This is a genomic window from Bacillus sp. FSL R5-0712 (assembly GCF_038593285.1).
Classification (GTDB): domain Bacteria; phylum Bacillota; class Bacilli; order Bacillales; family Bacillaceae; genus Bacillus; species Bacillus safensis.
Genome location: NZ_CP151981.1, coordinates 961,971 through 987,205, shown reverse-complemented (window position 1 = coordinate 987,205; position 25,235 = coordinate 961,971). Strand labels below are relative to the sequence as shown.

Here is a 25,235-nt window from a genome sequence, read left to right as displayed (position 1 = left end):
CTCTTGTTCCTCCCATGTTGTACGGTAAAGAAAAAGAGACCGCAAACACCCAAAGCGTATTTCTACACTTCGGTGCCTGCGGTCTCTCCAGTTCTCCAACCGTTCTATTAACTTACTTGAAGTATACCATACTTTTGGTTTATTTGAAAGCTTGAGCTGCTTTTACAGCCTTTTTCCACCCGCTGTATAACGAGTCACGGCTGTCCTCTTCCATTTTAGGGTCAAAGCGCTTGTCAAGGTTCCATTGTTTTGCAATGTCTGAACGGTCGTTCCAGAAGCCAACTGCTATTCCCGCAAGATAGGCCGCACCGAGTGCCGTCGTTTCATTAATTTCTGGACGCTCTACTGGTACATCCAGCAAATCACTTTGGAAGCCCATTAAGAAATCATTCTTTACAGCTCCGCCATCCACACGCAAAGTTTTTAATGAGATGTTTGAATCCTTTTCCATCGCATCTAAAACATCTTTCGTTTGATATGCAAGTGATTCTAACGTTGCACGGACAAAGTGCTCTTTAGAAGTACCGCGTGTTAATCCGAATACAGCGCCTCTGACATCACTGTCCCAGTATGGTGTGCCTAGACCAACGAATGCTGGAACGACATATACGCCATCTGTTGACTCAACGCGCTCCGCATAGGCTTCGCTGTCTTTTGAGTCTTTAAACATTCTCAGTCCATCGCGCAGCCACTGGATCGCTGAACCAGCTACGAAAATACTTCCTTCTAAAGCATATTCAACTTTACCGTCAATGCCCCATGCAATTGTTGTTAATAAACCATGATCCGACTTAATTGCTTTTTCCCCTGTATTCATCAACATGAAACATCCTGTGCCATACGTGTTCTTCGCCATTCCTTCTTCAAAGCAAGCCTGACCGAATAGTGCAGACTGCTGGTCTCCCGCCGCTCCTGCAATCGGGATATTTCTGCCGAAGAAGTGATAGTCTGTTGTTTCACCATAGATGTGTGAAGATGGTTTCACCTCTGGAAGCATAGAAGCAGGTACGCCAAGGATCTCAAGTAGTTCTTCATCCCATTTCAGATCGTAAATGTTGAACATTAACGTTCTTGACGCGTTGGAGTAATCTGTGACGTGTGATTGACCGCCTGTCATCTTCCAAATGAGCCATGTATCAATTGTGCCAAACAGCAAGTCGCCATTTTCTGCTTTCTCACGAGCACCTTCTACATTGTCTAAAATCCATTTTACTTTTGTCCCTGAGAAATAAGCATCAATGAGAAGACCTGTTTTATTTCTAAACGTTTCATTGTGTCCTTCCGCTTTTAACTCTTCACAAATGCCAGACGTTTGTCTAGACTGCCAAACAATTGCATTATAAACGGGTGCGCCTGTATGTTTATCCCAAACAACAGCTGTCTCACGCTGGTTCGTAATTCCGATACCGGCGATTTGATCTGCTTCAATGCCTGATTCAATTAAAGCAGTTGAAATGACGGATAGAACAGAGCTCCAAATTTCATTTGCATTATGTTCTACCCAGCCTGGGTTCGGAAAATATTGATTAAATTCCTTCTGAGCTGTATGTGCAATTTTGCCTTCTTGATCAAATAAGATCGCTCTTGAACTTGTTGTCCCTTGATCTAAAGCGAGAATATATTTTTCTTTTGCCATGGTGTTTTCCTCCCCTTACATACTTTCATTTACAGCATTTGTTTGATTTTTCGTAGAGACATAGAGTCCTAACAATACCACAACTAAAATAACGCTTACAATCCAAAAGGCTGGTGTGATGTTCGCTTTAAAAGCTGCATTGTAGAAAACACCGCCAAATGCGCCGCCTAAAATTGGACCAACGACTGGCACCCAAGCATACTTCCAATTCGATGGACCTTTACCTGGAATCGGCAGAATCGCATGTGCAATTCTCGGACCTAAATCACGTGCAGGATTAATTGCATAACCAGTGGTTCCACCTAAAGAAAGACCAATTGCGACAATTAAGAATCCAACAATCAGCGGATTGATTCCGTCTGCGAATTTATTTGCACCAATCGCTAAGATTCCTAGAACCAATACAAATGTACCGATGACTTCACTAAGTACGTTTGCAAAAGTATGCGGAATCGCAGGACCAGTTGAGAATACACCCAGCTTTGCACCTGGATCGTCTGTTGCTTTCCAGTGCGGTAAGTAATGTAAAAAGACAATAATAGCTCCTATTAATGCGCCAAGCATTTGGCCGGCAATATACATTGGTACATCAGCCCAAGGAAAACTTCCTTCTAGCGCAAGCCCAATTGTTAGTGCTGGATTCAAATGTGCTCCGCTGATTCCACCTGTTGCATAAGCTGCTATGGCTACTGCAAATCCCCATCCGAAAGCGATTACAATCCAGCCGGACTGATATGCGAGCGATTTCTTTAAATTGACTGCCGCACATACACCGCCTCCAAAAATAATGAGAAGCATTGTACCTACGACTTCACCCCAAAATGGTGTCATGAAAATTCCTCCTCTGGTTCAGTTGCCATCCCCTATGAATGTGTAAAAAAAGATAAAGAAAAAAGATCCACAACAAACATACTTTACATCAGGGTCATTTGTCACCTAGTAAAGCGCTGTTGTGGATCTCCATTTCTCCATCACATGATATTAACTTAGTGCTATAGTATCAGAGGATGAAAACGTTGTCAATCAATTTTCACATTTTATCTTTTTCACTTTTGGAACGCTTTCCAAAGGGCTGTATTCGATGTTGTCACAGCTGTAGCTCCTGCTTCAAGCGCTCTTTCTACGTCTTCTTTTGTACGGATAAACCCGCCTGCAAATATTGGAATCCCAGCTCGCTCGCGCACTTCTGTAATTAAATCCGGTACGACTCCTGGCAATACTTCAATAAAATCTGGGCGGTGTTTTCCTACGAACTCCATGCTTTTTTCCATCGCACTTGTATCAAGTAAAAACATTCGCTGAATGGCATATACCTTTTTTTGCTTGGCTTTTACTATGACAGAAGACCTAGTAGAAATAATTCCTGCCGGCTTCATTTCCTGACAAATAAATTCCGTTCCATACTCATCATGTTTGATCCCATGAATGAGATCGACATGGACAAACATTTTTTTATGATGGGCATTTGCCTCATTCATGATGCCCTTTAGCCGGCCTAAATGCACATCAAGTAAGACCCCATATGTAAATGGACTTTTTAAAAATTCCTCAAATTGCTTCATATTGCGAACAGCAGGTAGAATGGGTTGATCATGAAAACTCATATGCCGTCTCCTTCTAAAGTGTATTGGTTCAGTCTTCTCCTAACAGTAATAGAATCTCTTCTATTTTTCAATACACCTAGTGTATCCAATGCTGATTTTACCTAGTAGCATCTTAACGTATGTGCCTTTCCCATAGAAAAAAGCAGAGAAAGCTCTCTGCTATAACTGTGCCATACTTTCTTTTAACGTGTTGATAATAAATGAGGCGTCTTCATTTGTTATATTTAGCGGCGGTGCAAGCTGGGCAACGTTATTATAGCCGGCAACCGTATCACCATTTTTCCCGATGATCAGTCCGCGTTTTTTACATTCTGCAATCAATTGACCGACAACCTGTGGATCAGCCGGTTTTTTAGACTGTTGATCCTGAACAAGTTCAATACCAAACAGCAGGCCCTTCCCTCTGACATCGCCGACAAATGGATGCTCTTTTAACTCTTGCAAACGTTCAAGCATGTCTTGCCCCAGCGTGTCAGACCGTTCTACTAATTTCTCGTTTTCCATGATCTCTAGGTTGGCAAGGGCAACCGCACAAGAAGCAGGGTGACCGCCAAATGTATTTACATGGCGCAGCCTGTCATACGTATCTTCCCCTGCGTACGCTTCATAGATTTCTCGTTTCACGCACGTTGCAGAAAGAGGTAAATAGCCGCTTGTGATCCCTTTTGCCATTGTGATAATGTCCGGCTTTACTTCCTCATGCATAAAACCAAACCGCTTCCCTGTCCGGCCAAATCCGCAGATGACTTCATCCACAATGAGAAGTGCTCCATGAGCCTCACAGATGTCTTTGACCCTCTTCAAATACCCTTTCGGAGGCATTAAGATACCGCCGCCTGTAATAATCGGCTCCATAATGACCCCAGCAATGGTCTCACTTAGTTCCCACGTCATGGCTTGATCGATTGCCGCTGCACTTGCCAATGTATCTTGATCCTCAGGATGACGATACATATCAGGCGGTGCGACATGGATAAAGCCTTGACCTAATGGTTCATATTTATATTTACGCTGCGCCTGCCCCGTTGCAGCAAGAGCTGCTGCGGTATTACCGTGATACGACCGATACCTGGAGATGAACTTTGTTCTTGTGCTCTCTCCTTTTTGCGCATGATATTGTTTGGCGATCTTAAATGCGGCTTCATTGGCTTCAGAACCGCTGTTAGAAAAGAAGATGACATAGTCCCCGCCAAGCCATTCATTTAGCTTTTCAGCCAGCTGAATCGCTGGCACATGGCTTTGCGTCAGCGGATAGTAAGGCATTGTATTTAGCTGCTCATATGCCGCTTCTGCAAGCTCTTTTCTGCCATAACCGGCATTTACACACCAAAGACCTGACATCCCGTCTAAATAGCGATTCCCATGAATATCAGTCACCCATGCGCCTTCTGCCTTGTGAATGACCATGCTTTCATTTTCCTTGTTTGTCCCTTTCATATGATGCCAGATCAACTGATCATCTTTCGCCTGAAGATTTTGAGCCTGCTCATGTATTTTCATCTTCCCGACCCCCATGTATCCGTTTTCATCATTAAAGAAGCTTAAACCGCTTCAGCAGCACATTGCCCCTCTATTCATTATATGGCTGAAAAGGGAGGCATATGAAACTGAAACTAGGCCGCCCGTAAGAGAGAACCAACCATTACTTTCATTATAAAAAAGGGGCCGGGCCCATTACATTAGACAGATCGTCAACTGATTGAAAAGAATCGTAAGACACTCTACTCGGATGCTTAGCAAATCTAACATACTTCGTTAACGGTCATTTCCTTGCAGGAATTCATATGCAAGAATCGCAAATTCAAGCGCCTGTCGTTTCGGTGCCTGCATCATATCCTCGCCAAGCAATGCTTGCAGTTTATCTAGTCTATGATAAAGCGTCTGCCTGACAATATAGAGCTGGCTTGCAGTTTCCTTTTTAGAACCGTTTGTCTGTAAAAAGATATTCAGCGTTTGATAAAGTCTTCCGCTATTTTGCTTATCATATAAAATGACAGGCTCCAAATACTCTTTCACCATACATTCAAGCAGTCCGCTTTCCTTCATGACAGGCATGAGACGGAGCATATGCAAATCTTGATAAAATGGGCTTTCCACACGCTGGGGCATCACTTTCTTTAAATGCAGCACTTCTTTGGCTGCTTGAAAGCTTTTTCTCATATGCTGAAACTGTTCACAATATGGACCGATGCTAAAATTGATCACAGTTCCGCGGGGCTGCTCGCGCTCATACAATTGTTTGATATCACTCGCAGCCCTCTCTGCACGCTCTTTCCAATCCTCCTTCTTTCTCGTGTTCAATAAAATAAACAAGGTTTGTCCTTGATGCTCATAAGGAATCAAATGGAAACCCGCTCGCTGAAAGATAGAGCGGCACGATACGAGAAAATATAGATTTCCTGCGATTTCTTCGATTTGATGATGCTTTTGAAAGAGCATCACCACACAGCCGGTTGGCTTTTTCAATCCTTCTGTTTCTTCAAGATGCTCTAAAATATCTCTTTCTGTATGCTCTTCTTGGAACCATTTTTGCAGCCATTCGTTCTCTTTTGTCTTCTTCAGCTCTTCTGTATAAAGCTCTCTTAGCGTTTGCTGGGCAAGAGCATTTGCCCCTTTATCCATTACGAGCAGTTCGAATTCTGAGAGTGTGTTTGTTTGATGAATGAGCACAAGGTCTGCAAATGTCTGCTTGAGTGCAAGCACTTCTTTTTTGGTCACTTCGTATCCTTTTGGCAAGGAAGCAAACTGTAAATAATTCATGACCATCTCTTCGGTTTGTTTGGAGGAATCACATAAAATAATCGGCTCCCCCTGAACAGGAATGAGTAAAAGAATGCCCCTTACGTGCTGATACACTTGATCCAAAATATCCATCTGCGGATGGGGAGTCAGCAAAAGCTCATTCAGCTTTGATGATAGTGCTTCTAGATCAGCCATCATTTGATACTGGCGTTCAATCATCATCGTATGGAGATGCTGTGTGATGTTGACGAATTTCACTTCTTTTGTAAACAAAATCAGCGGAAAATCTCTTTCTTCTGCATACGCAATCAGTTCTTCCGGCACATCGAATCTGAGCGGAACAAATTCAATACATAAGCCTGCCGCACCAGAATCGATCAGCTGTTTTAAAAATGCTTGAAACACATCCAATTGATCATGAAAGCCTGCGGCTGTTGTTAGGATGAGCTCTCCCCCATTTAACAAATCTTCTACAGCAGGTACTTCTAGCACATGGACCCATTTGACCTGCCGAAACAATCCCTTTTCTCCTGCTAACACTTTTGCATGGGCAAAATACTTTGTTTTCAACACATCACTCACTTGAAAATGAACATCTGCATTCATTGATATGTCCCCCTTTGTTTTGCCGTCTATCCCCTATCCCAGAGGGTGCATAGATAAAATCCATAATAAAACTGGTAATGTCACGATGCTTAAAACGGTACTGAGAAATGTCGTGCTTGAGACAAACTCAGGCTTCGTTCGAAATTGTACAGCCATGAGCGTGGTATTTGCTGCTGTCGGCATGGCTGCAACTAAGATCATAATTTGTTTCACTAGATCATCTACCGGTAAAATGAGTGTAAAGCCAAATGCGATGAGTGGTGAAATAAACAGCTTCAGCAATACAGCATAAGAAATATTGCGATAATCCACTTGCTTAAAAGAAATGACGGCGAGCTGCATGCCTAAAATAAGCATAATCGTCGGTATGGCGGCATCTCCCACAAGCTGGACACCCGTCATTACCTCTTTAGGTAGTGTAAGATCCATCAGCTGAAATAATAGACCGAGGAGTGCCCCATATGCAACCGGCATACGCAGCACTTTTTTCAGCACGACCTTCCCATCCCCTGCATCCTCTCCGCCCTTTGCTGCATAATACATACCGATCGTACTCATAACAAGCTGCTGCAGCACCATTAAGACGATGGCAATATCTAAACCTGCTGCTCCGAAGACAAGCAGGACAACAGGCGTGCCGTAATTCCCATTGTTCATAAATGCTGACGACAGAATCATGGCACAATACATTTCCTTCGAATAACCATAAATACGAGATAAAATAAAGACACATAAAACAAGTGAAAGACAAAGTCCGACGACAAAAATAGATAGGTACACATAGTCCATCGATACTTTGTTTTGATAAAAGGTTTCAAACGCAAGAAATGGTGACATTAAATATAAAGACATTGATGAGAGCGTATGTATGTCAAAACCAATAGCCTTCTGCCCAATATACCCGATAAGGAAAATACCGAACACTGGCAGTAAGACAAGTAAAAACTCCATGCTGCACCTACTTTTCTCTAGATGAATTCCTATTCTCCCTCATAATCATACCACTGTTAAACAATAAAAAAGAAGCACCCTATGAAAGGCCGCTTCTCTCCTCATCCAAATAGAACACTTCCCACAAATGACCATCAAGATCCTGAAAGCTCCAACCGTACATGAACCCATGATCCTGCTTTTCCTTAAACGGTGACCCGCCTGCTGCCATCGCCTGCTCCACCAGCTCATCGACCTCTTTTCGTGAATCAACCCGCATAGAGACAATGACCTCTGATCCCTGCCTTGCATCCACCAATTGTTTTTCTGAGATGGTTTGAAAATGCTTATGGGTTAACAGCATGACCGTAATGGTGTCACCAATGACCAAACAAGCTGCCTGATCATTGGTCAGCTGCTCTTGAAAGTCAAAACCCAGCTGCTCAAAAAAAGCCTTTGATTCCTTGACATGCTTTACCGGTAAATTGATATACAAATGTTTAGCTTGTCGTCCCATGTTCCTCTCCTTTTTGAACACATGATCTCGTTTCAGTATATTCAGATTTTGCTCCGGCATCCCTTTATCGCATGAAAAAATAAGCTCTCCATCTTATTTAAGCAAAAAAATGATGATGAATCTTGAACAGGTAGCAGCGCTCGTACTGCTACTGTGTCTCTTAATCAAAAAAAAGCGCCTTGTGACAGGCGCTTCTTTTCAGCGTGATAGAAAACCTTTGCAGTCTAGGAAGGTCGAGCACCGGAGCGGAGCGAATGAAACATTCGTGAGCACTGGAGCACAGACCTGACACCGAATGCGAGGGTTTGTCTGCGCGCTGAAGCGCCTTGTGATAGGCGCTTCTTTTCATTATTTCTTATATTCAATATGGTACACGTCTCTTCTTCGGTCTTTGAGCTGACGTACCGTTCCATCTTGCCGCTGTCTTCTTAAAATTTCTAAATCGACATCGCCAACGACAACCATTTCTATATTTGGATTACATTCTCCTACAATCCCATCTCTTGCAAATTCAAAGTCAGAAGGGGCAAAAATTGCTGACTGTGCATATTGGACATCCATATTTTCGGTTTGCGGAAGGTTTCCGACAGTTCCTGAGATTACGGTATAAATCTGGTTTTCAACCGCTCTAGCCTGTGCACAGTAACGCACTCTTAAATAGCCTTGGCGGTCTTCTGTACAGAACGGAGTAAAAATAATTTTCGCTCCTTTATCAGCTGCAATTCGAGCAAGCTCAGGAAATTCAATATCGTAGCAAATTTGGATCGCAATTTTACCACAGTCTGTATCAAATACCCGAACCTGATCACCTGCTGAAATCCCCCACCATTTTCTTTCATTCGGTGTGATATGGAGCTTATATTGCTTTTCAATTGTTCCATCACGTCTAAATAAATAAGCGATATTGTAGATTTTCCCTTCCTCTTCAACGAAATGGGATCCGCCAATGATGTTAATGTTGTACTTCACAGAAAGGTCTGTGAACAAATTAATGTAGTCCTCGGTATATTCTGTGATCCTTTGCACTGCAAGACTTGGGGAGCGCTCCTCTAAGTAAGACATGAGCTGCGTTGTAAAGATTTCTGGGAATACGGCAAAGTCAGCTGACGCATCTGATGCGACATCAACATAATACTCCACCTGATTCATGAATTCCTCGAAAGAATGAATTTGTTTCATCGCATATTGAATGACGCAAATACGAACTGGGAATGCCGATTTATAATATCTCTTCGATTGCGGACGATAATCGACGTTGTTCCATTCCATTAACGTCGCATATGTGCTCGATGCCTTATCGTCCGGCAAGTAATTCGGATTGATCCGCATGAGGCTGAATTCATTTAACAGCTGAAAAGATAAAACAGGATCATAAATTTGGTGAAGCATGACCTGCTCCACATATTGACGAGGCGTCATTTCCTCTTGGTATTTATGATAATTCGGGATGCGTCCGCCAATGATGATGCTTTTTAAATTTAATCTTCTCGCTAAGTCTTTTCTTGCTTCATATAAACGATGGCCAATTTTCATGCGGCGGTATTCAGGACTAACCATCACTTCAATTCCATACATATTCATCCCATCTGGATTATGGTTTGTGATGTACCCATCATCTGTGATGTCCTGCCAAGTATGACGGTCATCGTATTCATCAAAGTTAATTAATAAACTTGAACAAGAGCCAATGATTTCTCCCTCAAATTCAGCACAAAACTGACCTTCTGGGAAATGCTCAAGATGGCTTTCAAGGTGCTCTCGTTTCCAAGGGTCCATGCCCGGAAAGCATATCTCCTGCAAGGCGATGATGCGGTCAATATCTTCTTCCCGGATATTACGAATCACCATTCTTTTTTCAAACCGCGTTAAATCGAGTTTTTCTGCCATGATGTTTTTGCCCCCTTACTGATCCTCTTTTTCAAGCTGATGGAATAGCTGGAGCAATTCGATTTCAGCCATGGATTCTAATCTGACATCATATTCTTCAAACTGCAGCGTGCTCGTCACTTTGTTTGGGACGATGACGCATTTCATGCCTGCGCGTTTGGCAGCAATTGATCCATTCACTGAATCCTCAAATGCCACACAATCCTTTGGCTCTACACCTAAGCAGCTTGCGGTTTGCAAATAAAGCTCTGGATTTGGTTTGACTTCTTCCACATCATCTGACGTGCGAATACATTCAAAGTAATCGAAAAGACCAATTTGCTTCAGGTGATCAGACACCCATTTATAGTCTGAGCTGGAAGCAAGTCCAATCTTAATTCCAAGCTCCTTCGCTGCCTGTAAATAAGCTTCTACACCAGGCCGTGCTGATTCATCCTTCATTCTCTTTTGAAAACGAGAACGCCGGTCCGCTGTGAGTGCCTCATGATCGAGCGTCTTTCCTAGCTGCTTTTCTAAGTATTCAAAAGGCTTAAAACCTGCCTGCGTCCCAATAACGTTGCCCCATACAGAAAGAGGCAGCTCCGACTCATGCTCTGCAAACATTTCTTGTAAAACTTCATATTCATGTGTTTCTGTATCTAAAATTAATCCGTCAAAATCAAATATAATCGCCTTTACCAACGAGGCCACTCCTTTTTTTTACGAAAGTCTTTAATATGATACTCAATGCTATCATATCGTGAATAAAATTGACTTTCAAAGATGAATGTCTGCTAAAATAATTATGTATAAAAGGAGCCTGTACCATTTTGTCAGGCTCCTACCCGTGTTCGGTTTTTTCTGCAAGAGATCCAAGCGCTCCGATTCGTGGAGAAATAGGCAATGTTGAAAAAGAGCGGGTTTGGTATTACAGATCTAAAGGTTTCTCCGTTCCCTTAAAAATAGTATGTGCGGCAGCCTTGTAACTTAACAAGGAAGTTCACACCAACTTTTACGCATTTTGAAGACGGCGGCTGGCAAAATCGTCTAAATCAAACGGAAAAGAAAAGCCGCATGCATTGACCTGCTCACGGTTTCGCTCGAATAGCTCACGATCACGCTTTGTAATATGGCGTTTAGGTTTTACAATAATGGTATGTAATAGCTGAAGTCCCGATAAAATACGAAAAGCATCGTCCATCGTCCCGTTATAAACCCCTTCAACAAAGGTCAGCGGGCGTTCTTGTTGACGCGCAGCTGGGTTTTCACCGACAGCATGGGATAGAAGATCTTCAACATCCTTTGATATTTCTTCAATTGCCTGCTCTTGCAGGTCTGTAGCAGCTTTCATTATTCTCACGTGACATCTACCTCTCTGTCGTTATTTCTCCATTCAGAATAGCACAGAAAAAAAGGCGTTCGCCAAGGTAAGTGTTTCCTATATATACCCAAAGAGAGGAACGAATATCATGAACATTAACGGACACACGCTCTCGCTAAAAGCAGGTGAGCAGGATCATGACACTTCACTGAGTCAGTTTTTAAAAACAGCCGTGTCGGCCTCAAAACCGATTATCCATTTTTGGATGGAGCATCAAAAAATACGTTTAAATCAAAAGCCTGCCCATCATGCGGCAAAAGTCAGTACAGGCGATCACATCCTGATCGATTTATTTGAAACGGAAGAAAGTGATGTGACGCCAGAATATGGTGAATTAGAGGTACTCTTTGAGGACGAGCACTTATTGATTGTGCAAAAGCCCGCTGGACGACCAACGCACCCGAATGAAAAGGGACAAACGGGCACACTGGCAAACCTTGTAGCCTTTCATTTTCAAGCAAATGGCGAGGAAAAGCGAGTGAGACATATTCACAGACTCGATCAAGACACAAGCGGCACGGTCATTTTTGCCAAACACAGATTTGCTCATGCTGCGCTTGATCAAATGCTTTCTAAAAAAACGATCAGCCGAACCTACATCGCTATCGCAGAAGGACTTTTCAAGAAAAAGAAAGGCACTATCGAGGCAGCGATTGGCCGTGACAAGCATCATGCCGTCAGACGAAGAATCTCTCCTACTGGTCAAAGTGCTGTCACTCACTTTCAGGTCATGAACATCAATAAACGCCTGCAAATGACAGCCGTCAAGCTGCAACTTGAGACGGGAAGAACACATCAAATTCGAGTCCATCTTAGCAGTCTTGGGCACCCTTTAGCCGGAGATACACTTTATGGCGGAGCTCGCCATCATATCAACAGATGCGCTCTCCATGCCAAACAAGTAGAGATGACACATCCTTTTACAGGTGAGCAACTGAGCATAGAAGCACCGCTTCCACTAGATATGGCTCAGCTCATGGACGAGATCATCCATTAAAAAAAGAGCCTGCTGTTTAATGCAGGCTCTTTTTGTTTAGACAGATGCTCTTTTTGCATAAATAATGTACCGCTCTGGTGCATTGCCGACGAAATGAAATGGATAGCATGTCGTTAACACGAGCTCTTCCTTTTTATTCTGCAAAGTAATAATGGATGTATCATGCTGATCCACGATTTTCGTATGTGTGATTTCATAAACAAACTCACCATACGGCACAGTGATTTTCAGCTGATCGCCAATATTCAATTCACCTGTTCGGCGAAATACCGTGTCACGATGGCCAGATAGGACGATTTGTCCCTTTTGATCAGGGTAATAACTGCCTTTGTAATGCCCGACTCCTTTGGCAAGATCATCCGCATCTGTCCCTTCGACAATGGGAAGGTCTGCTTTTAATTTCGGAATCGTCAGGATGCCAGAGGCTTTCCCCACTTCAGGAGAAAACTGCTTTTTTGACATCCTTTGATCGTCCGCTACCGCTTTCTTCGCGTCTTCTAATGATTGTGCTGTTTGAAGGTGTGTAGAGGCGATTTGCCAAATTCCCCAGCCTAGCAAGACAATTCCTGCTGTCATCACAGTAAGTGCAAGCCACTTTTTCATGCTTAAACTCCTTTACCTGTTACATTTCTCTTAGATGATACGCTCTTTAGCTTGCTGCTTTTTCTTCTTGTTTTGCTTTTTGAATGCGTCCCTCTTTTTGATACACAATGGAAGCCCCTTCAAAGCTCTTCACAAAAGCGACAGTGGCTTCTAAATCCTCTGGACCTGTTTCAGGATTTTTCCCAAGCCTTCCTATCGGTGCATATTTACTGCCAGTGGCAGTTGCCATAAAGTTATTCACGGTGAGTGTATATGTTTGATCGAGCGCAACGGCTGATCCATCTGGCAGCTTTAAGTCGACTACTTTATATGTTACCGGATCATAGGAATATGAAAAGCCCGAAATGCTATAATCTGGTCCAAATTGAGGAGAAATTTGCGCTTCAATGATCTCAGCCAAGTCTTTCCCCTTAATCTCAAGTTTAACTAATACGTTGCCAAAAGGCTGAATATTAAACAGATCTCCCCACGTAATCGGCCCTTTTTCAAGGTTTTGTCTGATGCCGCCGCCATTCATCATGGCAAAATCACTTTTCATAGAATACCTCATGCCATCAGCAATCAAATTACCGAGCGGCGTGTCTCCATCATTTGAATAGCCGCCTTCCATTTTGATACCAGCTTCTCCAACTACCTCACTAATAATCGGCTCAACTTCTTTCCCGTAATGTGCTAGGATGCCGGCTGCTTCCTTGTCCTTTTCAATACCAGATTGGTCTACGTACTGGATATTTGCACTCTTTTTGACAATATCCTTCGTTTTGCGGTCAAGTGTTACATTAACTTCGCCAATGGCCTTCCCATATTCAAATGCTTGAACAATTAATTTCCCATTGACCTCTCCGTTTACGACTTCGTGATTATGCCCTGCAAAGATGACATCAATTTCATCATCGCCTTCTTTGGCAAGCTTCGCACTTTCTCCAGTGATGGTGTCTCCATTTTGCGATGCTGTCATATGAGCTAAGACCGCTATGGCTTTGATCCCTTTTTGTTTTAGTTCCTTAACGGCTTCATTTACGGCTTTGACTTCATCTGTAAACTGAATGTCTTTAATCCCTTCTGGCATGACCATTCCTGCGGCTGACTTTGTTACAACACCGATAAATGCTACAGGAATTCCTTCGACATCCATGATTTCATAAGCAGGTAAAAGTGGTTTGCCTGTATCCTTGTATTCACAGTTTGCACAAACGAGCGGAAAATTCTGTCCGTCATATCCCTTTGTTCCTTTAGGATGATCTCCGCCATTTATGATACGTAATAGCTCGTCCACCCCTTCATCAAATTCATGGTTGCCGACCGTGCCAACATCAAAGCCAATGTTCTCCATGAGTTCAACTGTTGGTTCATCTTGCAGAAGAGACGATATTGGAGAGCTGCCGCCAATCATATCTCCAGCATGGACTGTGATCGTATTTTTGTTTGCTGCTTGTTTTTGTTTCATATAAGCCGCCACATAATCCATCCGCCCGTACGTCCCTTTATTGCCATCACCTTTTAGATCCAGTTCGTATTGTTGATCAATTTTTCCGTGTAAATCATTCATGCTTAAAATGGTTAACGGGACTTCCCCAGCTTCCTCTGCCGGCTGATAGCCAGCCTGTTCTGCTTCTTCTTTTGAAGCAAAAAAGATGCGTTTATCTACAGCGATTTCTTTCCAGCTGTCAGGCGATACGTACGTTTTCGCTGATGAATCACCGACGTAGCGTGTCAGTCCTTTTTTCTGTTCACGTGCCCTAAATTCAAACGGCTGTTCCAGCAGCGGGTCCGCTTCGTTCCATATGCCCAGCCCTTTTTCTTTTGCCTCTTTGACAGCTTTTTGGAACATCTGATAGTCCTTTTCATCTCCAACCGGCCAGATGAAATACGTAGGGGCATATCCTTTTTTCACAAGCTCTAAATTCGTATTGACCCCTTTTTTGGTTTTCACTTGAGCTAAAAGACGTCCATAGCCGTCCTTCGCTTCAGGACCAATCTTTAATGTGACTTTATCTCCGCTTGAAAGAAGCGTATTTAAATAGTCCGCCGCCTTTTGTCCAAAACGCAGCTGGTTTTGATCTAATTCATTTTTTGGCTTATGGTACGTTTCCGGCGTGTCCATATTCACAAAGCGCACTTTTGTTGTACCAAGCACAGGCTTCTTTAAATGAATCGTATCTCCATCTACCACCCGGTCAACCGTTGCATCGTATTCTTTCTTCATTTTTGGCGGCTTTGGCTGGCGTTTCAGCAGACTGACATCACCTTTGTGTCTTGGAAGCACCTGCAGCGTATCATATCTGCTTAACACTCCTGTAAACTCATACCATTTCCCTGTCTTTACTTCATCAATGGCACTTGTATCCACCATCACTCTAAGGATGGTGCTGTGATATTTTTTATCAATGATCACTACATTGTATCCACCGCCAGCCGGCTGCTCTGGTTTTGATTCAACATAGCCATTGACCTTCACAAGTTTTCCTTCATGTTTACGTGCCTGATCCGTTTCTAGTTGTTTCACGGAGACTCGCTTCGGTTTTGGCAAAGTTTGATTCACACCATCGATCTTCAGACGGTCTCGATCCGGCACAATTTCAATCAGTCCTTTATAAGACGTGATCTTCCCCGTTACTGTCACCTTCATGCCTGCTTTTAGTTCTGGGAAATTGCTTTGCTGTGCTGAATAAATATTGATTCCAGCTGATTTGTCTTGAATGTACGTTGACAGTTTCCCATTGCCTATAGCCGATTGGTCTGCTGTCACAATTCCACTCACCGTCACCGTCTCTCCGATCAGCTGACGGGCTTTCTTTATTTTCATTGGCTTCTTTTGGTTCCAAACCGTTTCCTTCTTTTCAGACGCAATGGCTTGTTCTGCTGTGATCATGCCAGGCAGTAAGGATTGCAGACTAAAGATCACTAAAACCAGACAGCAGATCATTCGAATGGATTGAACACGTTTCATTAGACCCTCCCCTTCCGAGCTTTATCTCTCATAGTGTACTAAGTAATTATTGATGGTAGATGGATTTCTTGTAAATCTTATGTCTTTCAGCTCATTGGAAACGTAATAATCACTCGTGTCCCCTCAAAGCTTTTGCTTTCAAAACGAATGCTGCCGCCATGGCTTTCAATGATTTTAATCGTCATCATTAAACCAAGGCCAGTCCCTTTTTCTTTCGTTGTATAAAAAGGTTCACCTAGTTTCCCTATTTCGTCTTCTGGTATGCCCTTTCCCTGGTCTTCAAAAATCAGCATCATCTGATTATGTTCCAATACGGATGTGACTTGAATGACACCTGTCACACCATCCATCGCTTCAATACCGTTTTTAAGAATGTTTAAGAAAACTTGTTTCAGTTCATTCGGTATACCTTGAATGTTTGGCAGCGACGGAGACAAATTCTTCTGAATAGACACGCCTTTTAAAACCGCCTGTGATTCAACGACCATGATCACTTCTTCGAGCAGAAGATTGACATGTACCGGCTCAAATTTCACCGATTTGCTTCTAGAGAGCACAAGGAATTCATTAATAATCGCTTCAAGCCGATTAAATTCAGACATCATGACATCTGCATAATCCTTCTGATATTTCTTACTTTGAATCATCAGCTGTAAAAATCCCTTTAACGACGTCAGCGGGTTCCGTATCTCATGGGCGATGCCGGCTGCAAGCTGACCAACTGCGGACAGCATCTCTGACTTCATCAGCATCTTCTCTGACTGCTTTTGATTGGTAATGTCCTCTGAAATCCGCATCACGGTTGACTGCATTTTGTCAGGATCATCAATTCGGTGTAAAGAGACCCTCTCCCATCGTTCACGGCCTGATATATCCTGAAAGTACAGCTCACCAGTCCAGCTGCCTTCTTTTAAACAAACGTCCCATTGCTTTTCTAAATCATCACATTGACACAGCGAATGATAGACAGAAAAAATATCTTTGCCGATCAGGTCATATTCATGCTGCTGTACAAACTGGCAAAAGCGCTGATTCACGCATTGGATGACCCCTTCCTCAGTTGCAACAACAATATGGATATGGCTGTTATCCAGTGCTGTTACCGCTAGATGGAGTGACTGTTTGATTTTTGTCATTTCCGTCATTTTAATCCACGTCATCACCGCTCCCTCATGATCTTGATCAAAGATAGGTGTAATGTGAACAGTGAATTGTTCTCCTTCATTCGTTTCAATTTCCCGTTCGATGACGCGCCTGTCCGAGATAACCGATTGTATGTCATGATAGAGCGTTTCCTGCGTAAGCTTCTTAGCCATCGCCTGAAAGGATTGCTGTTGCCTTATTTGAGCTGAAGTAAATAAAGAGGCGGCTGTAGGAGTGTAATAGCGAATATTCATGTCCCGGTCCACAAACAACGTCGCAAGCTGAGGCTTAACAGAAGGTCTATACAGTTCTTCCCTTGTTACCCTTAAGTTGTTTATGATATTAATAAAATGTTCATGTTTTTTCTCAAGCTCCGCTATTTGCGTGTTTTTCACTTTTAATTGAGCCCTTGCCTCCTGCTCTTTTTGTTTAATTTCATTGAGTTCATTTTCTAAATCGACAATACGCTGTTGATAAACTGAATTCTGATCTGGCATCCCTTTTTCCCTGCTGTTCTCTTGAATTTTCCCTCTCTCATTCATTCGAATGAGAATGACGTATACCCCTTTAAAACGGTGATCAAAACTCTTTACAATAAAATCCGCATACTGCTTTTTTCCTTTTTCCGAAATGAGAACATGCTGAAACACAACCTCTGTCTCGTCCGTCCATACCTTTTGAAAGGTTTGACTCAACATCTCTTTCAAATAATCAGGTGTGACATATTCACATGATTGATCTGACACTTCTGTACGGTCTAAGAAGGAATAGGCCCCATTTGACATCGCCAGAATTTTGTCACAATCATTGATCACCATGCATGCGTCATATTCTCCGCTCACTTCTTCCATATATTGTGCAGCTCGCTTTTTTAACTCGGCATCACGAGCGTCATATACCCAAGGGACACTAGATGCAGGAACATTTGAATAGGTGTAAATGTTCCACTTCTCATTGAATAATTGAAACAATCGAGGAATATTGGGAACAGTTTCATTTGGCCCTAAGATTAACACCCCTTGATCTTTTAAAGCATATTGGAATCGGGATAATACTCGTTTTTGTACTTCTGGCTCAAAGTACATCAGAACATTTCGGCAACTGATAAAATCGAGGTGGATAAAAGGTGAATCAATCAATAAATTGTGAGGAGCAAAAACAATATGTTTTCTAAGCGACTGCTTCACAATAAAAGCGTCACCTTTTTTTTCGAAATATCGCGCCCGCCATTTTTCCGGTATGCTTGCCATAGACTCTATCGAATAAAGACCTTTACTAGCTATTTGAATGGCTTTTCGGTTGATATCTGTCGCAAAGACTTGAAGTTCAATGGACACATCTCTTCGCTTCATTTCTTCTAAAAATAAAATCGTAAAAGAATAAGCTTCTTCCCCTGTCGAACATCCCGCAATCCAAATTCGGCATCGAGATTTCCCGTTGTTCATCGAATGGTCAATGATTGACGGGATCACCTTCTGTTCACATACTCGAAAAGCCTCCATATCTCTAAAGAAAGCAGTCGTGCCGCTTAGGAGCTGGGCATGCAGGCGGTCAAGCTCATCTGGTTCTCTTTCTAATAAACGATCGTACTCTGTTAATAATGACATCGGTTCGTCTGCGGTGCGCATGCGTTTTTGAATAACAGAAAGCAGCCTTTTCTTTTCATAGGTAGAAAAGGCAATCCCTTTATACATTTCGAGACGTTCAATGATTCTTAGTAAAGCTGGCTCCGCCTCATCCACATGCGGGACATTGATGATATTGGCCATATAAGCTGCAAGGGTGGATGGATTTTTGAATGTGTGATGATACATGCTGTCAAAACCACTCTCTACCTCACTGCATGATAAAGCTGTACCGCCTTGCTCAACCAACCGAAGCAATCCACTCCCCACACAATGACCTTTTTGAAAAAAGATCGCAAACGCCTCTTCCTTTTGAACACTGGCAAGTGACTTAAAAAGCGAGTCAACAGAGCATGCCTTGTTTGTGGGCAGCTGCTCTGATACATGAAGCCGATGATCTTCTGTTAACGTCACAGCCGCATGCTGCGGACAAAAATAGATGGTCTTCTTCATGACTTTCTCACCATGTTTAATCGTTTTTGCCCGGTAGCCAATCGGTAAAACAAGTGCTTCTAAATCTGTTATACAATCGCCTGTCACATGATTTTGCACAACAATAAAAGAGGCATTTAATTCATGTGGCAACGATTGAAAAAAAGCCTCAAGATGATGCTGTTCAAACGGCGAAACACCGATGCCGATCACTGGTGCCTGCACATGTTCGTCTTCTATCAAACGATTAATGATTTTGTCCTGCATCTGGTACCCCCATGTTCATTCGTCTGATACTTTTTTTCGACAAAAAGAAAGAAAACCCTCTAATTGTAAATAATGTTTTTTGCATGAAAACGAGAAAACATCCTCACATTAAAACAGAATGTATAAACAAAAGGAGGAATCTCAATGCAAAACGATCAGCAGCCAATGTTTCAAGGAAGCGCTCAGCAGCCTGAACTCAACCATGGCGGGCATGAGTTATTCGATTTACATGAAATTTTAGCCGGCACGATTAATATTTTGGATCAATATATGATCCTGCGGCAATTTATTCAAGATCCTGCATTATCCGACATCTTGGATCGACAATATCAATTCGTTTTATCCCAGTACAATGTCACTGTAGATTGTTTTTCTACAGGCCAAAAGCCTAGTGAAGAAACCGCTACTTATATGATGAAAGAACACACACAAGTGACATACGGAATCAAACCTACTCAGCCGAAGAAGCCGAATCAGTCCTTACAGGATGTAAAAGACTTAGGCATCACAGGACATATGCTCAGCCTAGTCAAATCACACGCTGGGTTACTTTCCATGTCCGCATTAGAAGTTACAAACCCTGTTGTCAGACGTGTGCTTGCTGCGCAGATCCCGAACTTTATCGAAATGGCCTATGAAATTTTCTTGTATCAAAACAAGCATGGCTACTATCAAGTTCCTCAGCTTTCCAAACAAGACATGACAGCCATGACGTCAGCTTTTGCACCGCTTCAGGGGCAGGTTCAAATGCCTCCTAGCAAGGCTGATCAACAAAAACCGCTTCATTAAAAAAACGGCTGACCCCTTCTCTGGTCAGCCGTTTTTTCTTTGGTACATCACTTTAAACTGTTCTTCAAAATCTGTGAGCCTCTCCCCCGTCGCCTGTTCAAAGCCGCTAGCAAATTGGCCCGTTTTCGCAGTTTCCTCCATGATCTCATGTATGACATCTCGTCCGTAAAGCTGCACCAGCTCATAGATCATATAATAGCTTTGTAAATAGACATCTGTCTCATACGTTACCCGGGAGTTCTGCCAGTCTTGATCAGAATGAAGAGATTGAAATGGAATCACGTCGAAGCGTTCAGACGTAGCATTTAACACGTCATAGGCCGTCCACTCTGCTGTTCCTTCGTGGAACCAAAGCGGAAAAATGCCTGGAGATACTTCATATGAATGGACCTTTTCATAGAAAACAAAATGAGCATACTCATGAATAAAAAGCGTATTGAAAAAGTATAAAGGCAGAGTCTCTTTCTTCAATAATGCTTCCCGTTTATCTGGATATAACCCAATCATTTGATCATGATCAGAGTAAAATCCGGTTATATGCTTAATTCCAGCCATTTGTTCGATCGTCTCTTTATCATCAAAATAAATAACGTCTAAAGGTCTGTCAGCTTCAAACTGAAACACTGACGCTGTTCTCTTCTCTGCCTGTTTCATGGCCTCTATGGTCAGATCAACAAAAGCATCCTCTTCCTCTGCATAGTAGATTCGAATATGTTCATAGACTTGCTTATTGAGTCCCTCCGTGATAACCGTTTTAGGAGAAGACTGCTCCAAATATTGTCCTGTCAGCTGAAACGCAACATAAATCAAGTACGCGGTGAAAGCATAAAAAATCAGACCTGCTGCAATCATTCCGCCTACAAGTTTTTTATGAATCAATGACGGCTTGGCTTTCATTTGCTCCCCACCTGAATTCATCCTGCACCCTCTTTCTCTTTCTATGAAGAAACAAAGATCAACAAGAGGTGATATATTTTTTACTTTATGCAGTCAGGTGCGCGAGGTGCGGTTCCAAACAAAAAAGCCGCATATGACATACGGCTTTTGTCGTAGCTATTTTGATTCAGGGAAGACACGTCTAACCGTTTCAGTAAATTCATCGAAGAATCCTGAAATTGGCTCTCCGCTTTTAATACGTTTTCCGTAACCTTTCATACGATCGACAAAGTCTGGATTAGCAGATACATACACGTTGTCGATTTGTTGATCCGTTGATTTGACTTTGTCTGAAATTTTCTTTTTCAGATCGTCCGTTACATCACCGCTTTTATTGCCTTCAAGTACAACGGCAACAAATGCGTTTTTTCCTGTGACAAGCACGTTCGCTGTTTTCACTTCAGGCATATTCGCTACAAGTTCTGACGCCTTATCTGCCACTTTGACCTTCTGAGGTGTTTGAACATCTGGCTGATCCTGTCTCATGTTGTCATTCTTATATGTGACATTTTCATATTGCCTTTTCATTGTTCCTCTACGCTCATCGCCTTGATTGTTCATTCCACACCCAGCGGTGATTAATGTTGGCACGAGCAGTAAAGATAGCATCCATTTCTTATTCATCAATTATTCCCTCCTTTTGCTCATAGGTTTTTCATCCAGCCGGGTTTTTATGCACACATCCTCTGTTTCCGCAAAATGAATTCATAATTCAGCTTTGTTTGGTCATCCTAAACTTGATGAAAGATCATCACGATCAAATGGAGGGATTCGTTTGTTTAGAAAAAGAAAAGGTATGAGCACTGGCGCAATGATCGCAGTATCAACAGCTATCATTGCATTATTCTCCCCGGTTTTACGAAGAAGGCTGAAAAGCATGACACAAATGAATATGTCTTCAATGATGAAAGGCGCAAGCCATCAGCACCAAGACTCATCTCGCCATGAGTCACACTCACACAAAGAATCAAAAGGAACAGGTGAAGTTGGACAAATGATCAAGCAAGCATTCACAGCTGTCCAGCCAAATCAATCGAACCAGCAACAATCACCATCAAGAACCCATCAGCCAAGAGAGTCTTATGCGCAATCTCTTCACATTGATGAAAATGTGATGAATGTGATGGATGATGAATCGATCCAGCAAGTCATCAATGACATTGAGCACAAATAATAAAAACAGGAGCCTTCATAAATAGAGGCTCCTGTTTATTCTCCTGAAAAATGTTCTTTGACCATAAGACAAAAGGAAGGTAAAAATGTCATTTCGATTGTTGTGATGAAGTCGTCATGATGCTCTAATATCAGCAAAAGTTCCTTTTTTTCCTTCTGATCTTTTTTTATTTCTACATGCTGTACTGTTTTAAAATCATATATTCCCAAAACAGCTTCGGTCTTTTTTCGAACGACTTTTAAGGTAAATTCCTTCATAGCAAGCGACATAGTTACAACAAATCGCTCCTCCTGATTCTCGAACCGAAACGTCAAATCTTGATATTCAATCGGCATTTCTTTTTCAAATCCGGCATCTGGCATTTTTTCAAAAAAAGAAAGCCAGTCCGTTTGATCTGGAAAGCGTTTTCCTCGCATTTTCTTCAATTCCTCATCATTAAAATTTTTATTAATTATCTGTTTTCCCCTTTTCTTTTGCAACAAATTTTAGTAATTTTAAAAAGGTGATTCTATTTGCTAAGAGACCTCTTTATTAATTTAACAATTCTTGTTACTTTCCATTACTTATTTATACTTGTGTTTAAAGAGAATTTTCTAAAGAAAGAAGATACCTTGCTCAGACAAATATGCAAAGGCATGCTTTCTGGGTTACTCGGTGTCCTTTTAATGTTCTTCTCTATTAAAACAGGACCAGCGATCATCGATTTAAGACATATTCCCCTTATTTTAACGGCCTTTTATGGAGGCATCGCCCAAACAATGATTGCAGCTTTTGTTGTGATCATTGGCCGATTATTAATTGAAGCCAATATCGCTTCTTCCATCAATATTTTTTCCATGATGTTTATCGCAGCCGCTTCCTTTTTGATTGCAGAGCGTCATATGAATCATGTTGTGAAAATGCTGTTATCCATTACGATTGGTAATGTGGTTGCCACAAGCCTGTTCATCTTGATCGTGCATGAGACATCATTTCAGCTGCATTCTACTTATTGGATTTTCTCATATATTGCTGGATTGTTTAACTTTTATGTCATTGAGCATCAAACAAAAGCATATCAGCTGTTAAATTTGTATAAATTCCAAGCTCATTATGACTTTTTAACAGGTGTTTTAAATAAACGGAAGTTCGATGAGGTATTAAGTGATGCTTTTACTAAGAAGTTGAAGCAGCCTATCCATCAAATGTCCCTTATTTACCTAGACATCGATTACTTCAAAACCATCAATGATCAATATGGGCATCATGAGGGAGATATTGTTTTAAAAGAAATCGGTACAAGACTGATTAAAAACACAAGAAGCTCTGATTATATTGGTCGGATTGGCGGTGAAGAATTCGCTGTCCTTCTACCAAATTGTACAATTGAAAAAACATGGCAGATTGCAGAACGCTTACGAAAAAAAATAGCCGATCAGCCGATTTATTTAAAAAACGGTCTGTCCATTCACACTACGGTATCAATTGGATGTGCTTCTTCTCATGGAACTGGTGCAGACATCAAGCAATTACCGATTATAGCTGATCAGGAGCTCTATAAAGCGAAGGAGTCCGGCCGAAATCAAGTGAGCTTTTCAGAGAGAAAAAAAGACCATTTGACATAGGCATTTTCCTCAATTTGTTAGCACTAATTATTTTTAAAAAAGTTTTCGTATAACAGTTGTTTTTTCCCGCAAACACTGGTAAAGTAAAGGTAATTATTTTTGTTCGTATCATCTTTAAGAAGAAAGTTTTGAAAGAGTTTTCGTCTTTGAAGTTTGTGTAAGAGCAAGAATAGTGAATTTAAGCGTTAAGATCGCTTTAGGAGGAAATTTCATGTTAGAAGGTAAAGTAAAATGGTTCAACTCTGAAAAAGGTTTCGGATTCATCGAAGTAGAAGGTCAAGACGATGTATTCGTTCACTTCTCTGCTATCCAAGGCGAAGGCTTCAAAACTTTAGAAGAAGGTCAATCAGTTTCTTTCGAAATCGTTGAAGGTAACCGTGGACCACAAGCTGCTAACGTTAACAAAGCGTAATTTAAGAGCATCTGCTCTTTTAGCACTTTATAGAGTGAAGGAAAACCGCTCGGCTTCTGCCGGCGGTTTTTTTGTGCCATAAAAAAAGAGAACCTGATGAGAGGTTCTCTTTTTTATTTGTCCTTCTGCTTTAGCTTCTGCAAAGCAGAACGATACATATCATCATTCATTTTTGTCTCTGGTTCTTCTTCTTTGACAGGTGGTTCTGGCTGCTTAAACTTTTGAAGCGCCTGTCTATAGAAATCGTCGCCAGACGCAGCATCATCCGTTTGAGAAGGCTCTGACGCTTTTTTTTCAACTTCAGGCTCTACATGTCTCGCCACAGCTTCTGGCTCGCTATGCGGCACGTCAGGCTGATTGGAGACATCTTCTTTGATCTCTTCCTTATCGGCTGATGCGTGTCTGACATTGAACGCTACTAATCCAATAATGACTAGAACAGCAGCTACTAACGCTACAATAATCGTCGCCAAAAGAACCCTCTCCTTATCGCTTAAATGATGCAGTGACTGATGCTACACGTCTTCCTAGTGCTTTTCCAAGTTCAATGCCTTCAGTCGAAATCAATTCATCTGAATCGATCGGACATGTCACACCAGCTCCATAGTAAGAGCCGTATAAAGCATTCTCTGGAACATTTCCAGGAAGGCCGACAACAAGCATTCCTTGGTGGAACATTGGTGTGATCAAATTATGCATTGTCATTTCTAAACCGCCGTGTGTTGTAGCAGTTGTACAGAAAACAGCACCGACTTTATCGATTAGTTTTCCTTCTGCCCATAAGTAGCCGAGACGGTCAATCCATGTCTTTAACCCAGAACTAATGGTACCAAAGTGACCAGGGCAGCCCCAAATGATCGCATCCATTTGATCAAGCTTGCGAATATCCGCATCTTTCACGTGATCAATGAATACTTCAGCTTGCTCTGTTTCACCCGCGCCTGCTGCAATCGCTTCTGCAAGTGCTTTTGTATGGTCACCTTCACTATCGTATACAACATAAATTTTCATGTACGGTCCC

At 42.0% G+C, this 25,235-nt stretch carries 23 protein-coding genes; 5 read left to right on the top strand and 18 right to left on the bottom strand.

The window, feature by feature from the left end; all coding sequences use genetic code 11:
- Positions 1 to 139: 139 nt before the first annotated feature.
- The 10 genes from glpK to NSU11_RS04750 form a co-directional block, all read right to left on the bottom strand.
- Positions 140 to 1,636: a glycerol kinase GlpK gene (gene glpK / locus NSU11_RS04795; RefSeq protein ID WP_073204478.1), complete on the bottom strand. Its 1,497-nt coding sequence runs from the start codon at positions 1,634 to 1,636 to the stop codon at positions 140 to 142.
- A 15-nt stretch (positions 1,637 to 1,651) separates the two neighbouring features.
- The gene (locus NSU11_RS04790; protein ID WP_024425303.1) at positions 1,652 to 2,467 is read right to left on the bottom strand and encodes an MIP/aquaporin family protein; all 816 of its coding nucleotides are present in this window, start codon (positions 2,465 to 2,467) and stop codon (positions 1,652 to 1,654) included.
- 215 nt (positions 2,468 to 2,682) lie between these two features.
- Positions 2,683 to 3,240, bottom strand: a complete 558-nt coding sequence (locus tag NSU11_RS04785) for a glycerol-3-phosphate responsive antiterminator (protein WP_024425304.1) — start codon at positions 3,238 to 3,240, stop codon at positions 2,683 to 2,685.
- Between the two features lie 159 nt (positions 3,241 to 3,399).
- Positions 3,400 to 4,740 carry an aspartate aminotransferase family protein gene (locus tag NSU11_RS04780; RefSeq protein WP_341081027.1) on the bottom strand — a complete coding sequence of 447 codons (1,341 nt, stop codon included), beginning with the start codon at positions 4,738 to 4,740 and terminating at the stop codon, positions 3,400 to 3,402.
- 255 nt (positions 4,741 to 4,995) lie between these two features.
- A complete protein-coding gene (locus NSU11_RS04775; protein ID WP_341081025.1) occupies positions 4,996 to 6,588 on the bottom strand; it encodes a PucR family transcriptional regulator ligand-binding domain-containing protein in 1,593 nt (530 codons plus the stop codon).
- Between the two features lie 33 nt (positions 6,589 to 6,621).
- Positions 6,622 to 7,539: an AEC family transporter gene (locus NSU11_RS04770; protein ID WP_024425307.1), complete on the bottom strand. Its 918-nt coding sequence runs from the start codon at positions 7,537 to 7,539 to the stop codon at positions 6,622 to 6,624.
- Positions 7,540 to 7,618: 79 nt separating this feature from the next.
- Positions 7,619 to 8,035 carry a VOC family protein gene (locus tag NSU11_RS04765; protein ID WP_024425308.1) on the bottom strand — a complete coding sequence of 139 codons (417 nt, stop codon included), beginning with the start codon at positions 8,033 to 8,035 and terminating at the stop codon, positions 7,619 to 7,621.
- 348 nt (positions 8,036 to 8,383) lie between these two features.
- The gene (locus tag NSU11_RS04760) at positions 8,384 to 9,922 is read right to left on the bottom strand and encodes a bifunctional GNAT family N-acetyltransferase/carbon-nitrogen hydrolase family protein (protein WP_060699425.1); all 1,539 of its coding nucleotides are present in this window, start codon (positions 9,920 to 9,922) and stop codon (positions 8,384 to 8,386) included.
- Positions 9,923 to 9,937: 15 nt separating this feature from the next.
- Positions 9,938 to 10,603 carry an HAD family hydrolase gene (locus NSU11_RS04755; protein WP_024425309.1) on the bottom strand — a complete coding sequence of 222 codons (666 nt, stop codon included), beginning with the start codon at positions 10,601 to 10,603 and terminating at the stop codon, positions 9,938 to 9,940.
- Positions 10,604 to 10,913: 310 nt separating this feature from the next.
- Positions 10,914 to 11,261 carry a DUF5365 family protein gene (locus NSU11_RS04750; RefSeq protein ID WP_024425310.1) on the bottom strand — a complete coding sequence of 116 codons (348 nt, stop codon included), beginning with the start codon at positions 11,259 to 11,261 and terminating at the stop codon, positions 10,914 to 10,916.
- A 109-nt stretch (positions 11,262 to 11,370) separates the two neighbouring features.
- Here NSU11_RS04750 and NSU11_RS04745 point away from each other — a divergent pair, with 109 nt between their 5' ends.
- Positions 11,371 to 12,279: an RluA family pseudouridine synthase gene (locus NSU11_RS04745; protein WP_342493822.1), complete on the top strand. Its 909-nt coding sequence runs from the start codon at positions 11,371 to 11,373 to the stop codon at positions 12,277 to 12,279.
- Between the two features lie 36 nt (positions 12,280 to 12,315).
- Here NSU11_RS04745 and NSU11_RS04740 read toward each other — a convergent pair whose 3' ends face one another.
- From NSU11_RS04740 to NSU11_RS04730, 3 genes are all read right to left on the bottom strand, one after another.
- Entirely contained in the window at positions 12,316 to 12,882 is a 567-nt protein-coding gene (locus NSU11_RS04740; RefSeq protein ID WP_024425312.1) for a class D sortase, read from the bottom strand.
- A gap of 46 nt (positions 12,883 to 12,928) precedes the next feature.
- Positions 12,929 to 15,832 (bottom strand): 5'-nucleotidase C-terminal domain-containing protein, encoded by a 2,904-nt coding sequence (locus NSU11_RS04735; protein ID WP_342493821.1) that lies wholly within the window; start codon positions 15,830 to 15,832, stop codon positions 12,929 to 12,931.
- Positions 15,833 to 15,918: 86 nt separating this feature from the next.
- Positions 15,919 to 19,299, bottom strand: a complete 3,381-nt coding sequence (locus tag NSU11_RS04730) for a CheR family methyltransferase (protein ID WP_342493820.1) — start codon at positions 19,297 to 19,299, stop codon at positions 15,919 to 15,921.
- A gap of 144 nt (positions 19,300 to 19,443) precedes the next feature.
- Between NSU11_RS04730 and NSU11_RS04725 the strand changes: the two genes are divergently transcribed.
- Positions 19,444 to 20,088: a spore coat protein gene (locus NSU11_RS04725; RefSeq protein ID WP_024425315.1), complete on the top strand. Its 645-nt coding sequence runs from the start codon at positions 19,444 to 19,446 to the stop codon at positions 20,086 to 20,088.
- A gap of 24 nt (positions 20,089 to 20,112) precedes the next feature.
- Here the strand turns inward: NSU11_RS04725 and NSU11_RS04720 are convergent, their stop codons facing one another.
- On the bottom strand, positions 20,113 to 20,985 hold the full coding sequence (locus tag NSU11_RS04720) for a hypothetical protein (RefSeq protein ID WP_024425316.1): 873 nt from the start codon (positions 20,983 to 20,985) through the stop codon (positions 20,113 to 20,115).
- A gap of 156 nt (positions 20,986 to 21,141) precedes the next feature.
- Positions 21,142 to 21,648: a YhcN/YlaJ family sporulation lipoprotein gene (locus NSU11_RS04715; RefSeq protein ID WP_047202861.1), complete on the bottom strand. Its 507-nt coding sequence runs from the start codon at positions 21,646 to 21,648 to the stop codon at positions 21,142 to 21,144.
- A gap of 151 nt (positions 21,649 to 21,799) precedes the next feature.
- Here NSU11_RS04715 and NSU11_RS04710 point away from each other — a divergent pair, with 151 nt between their 5' ends.
- A complete protein-coding gene (locus NSU11_RS04710; protein ID WP_024425318.1) occupies positions 21,800 to 22,198 on the top strand; it encodes a hypothetical protein in 399 nt (132 codons plus the stop codon).
- 35 nt (positions 22,199 to 22,233) lie between these two features.
- Here the strand turns inward: NSU11_RS04710 and NSU11_RS04705 are convergent, their stop codons facing one another.
- Positions 22,234 to 22,614 carry a hypothetical protein gene (locus NSU11_RS04705; RefSeq protein ID WP_024425319.1) on the bottom strand — a complete coding sequence of 127 codons (381 nt, stop codon included), beginning with the start codon at positions 22,612 to 22,614 and terminating at the stop codon, positions 22,234 to 22,236.
- Between the two features lie 96 nt (positions 22,615 to 22,710).
- On the opposite strand from NSU11_RS04705, the gene NSU11_RS04700 reads away from it, so the two are divergent.
- Positions 22,711 to 23,802: a diguanylate cyclase gene (locus NSU11_RS04700; RefSeq protein ID WP_151862929.1), complete on the top strand. Its 1,092-nt coding sequence runs from the start codon at positions 22,711 to 22,713 to the stop codon at positions 23,800 to 23,802.
- 211 nt (positions 23,803 to 24,013) lie between these two features.
- Positions 24,014 to 24,214: a cold shock-like protein CspB gene (gene cspB / locus NSU11_RS04695; RefSeq protein WP_008349061.1), complete on the top strand. Its 201-nt coding sequence runs from the start codon at positions 24,014 to 24,016 to the stop codon at positions 24,212 to 24,214.
- Between the two features lie 113 nt (positions 24,215 to 24,327).
- Here cspB and NSU11_RS04690 read toward each other — a convergent pair whose 3' ends face one another.
- Together NSU11_RS04690 and NSU11_RS04685 are read right to left on the bottom strand one after the other, a co-directional pair.
- Positions 24,328 to 24,687 carry a hypothetical protein gene (locus NSU11_RS04690; protein ID WP_024425321.1) on the bottom strand — a complete coding sequence of 120 codons (360 nt, stop codon included), beginning with the start codon at positions 24,685 to 24,687 and terminating at the stop codon, positions 24,328 to 24,330.
- Between the two features lie 13 nt (positions 24,688 to 24,700).
- Positions 24,701 to 25,225: a flavodoxin family protein gene (locus tag NSU11_RS04685; RefSeq protein ID WP_024425322.1), complete on the bottom strand. Its 525-nt coding sequence runs from the start codon at positions 25,223 to 25,225 to the stop codon at positions 24,701 to 24,703.
- Positions 25,226 to 25,235: the final 10 nt, after the last annotated feature.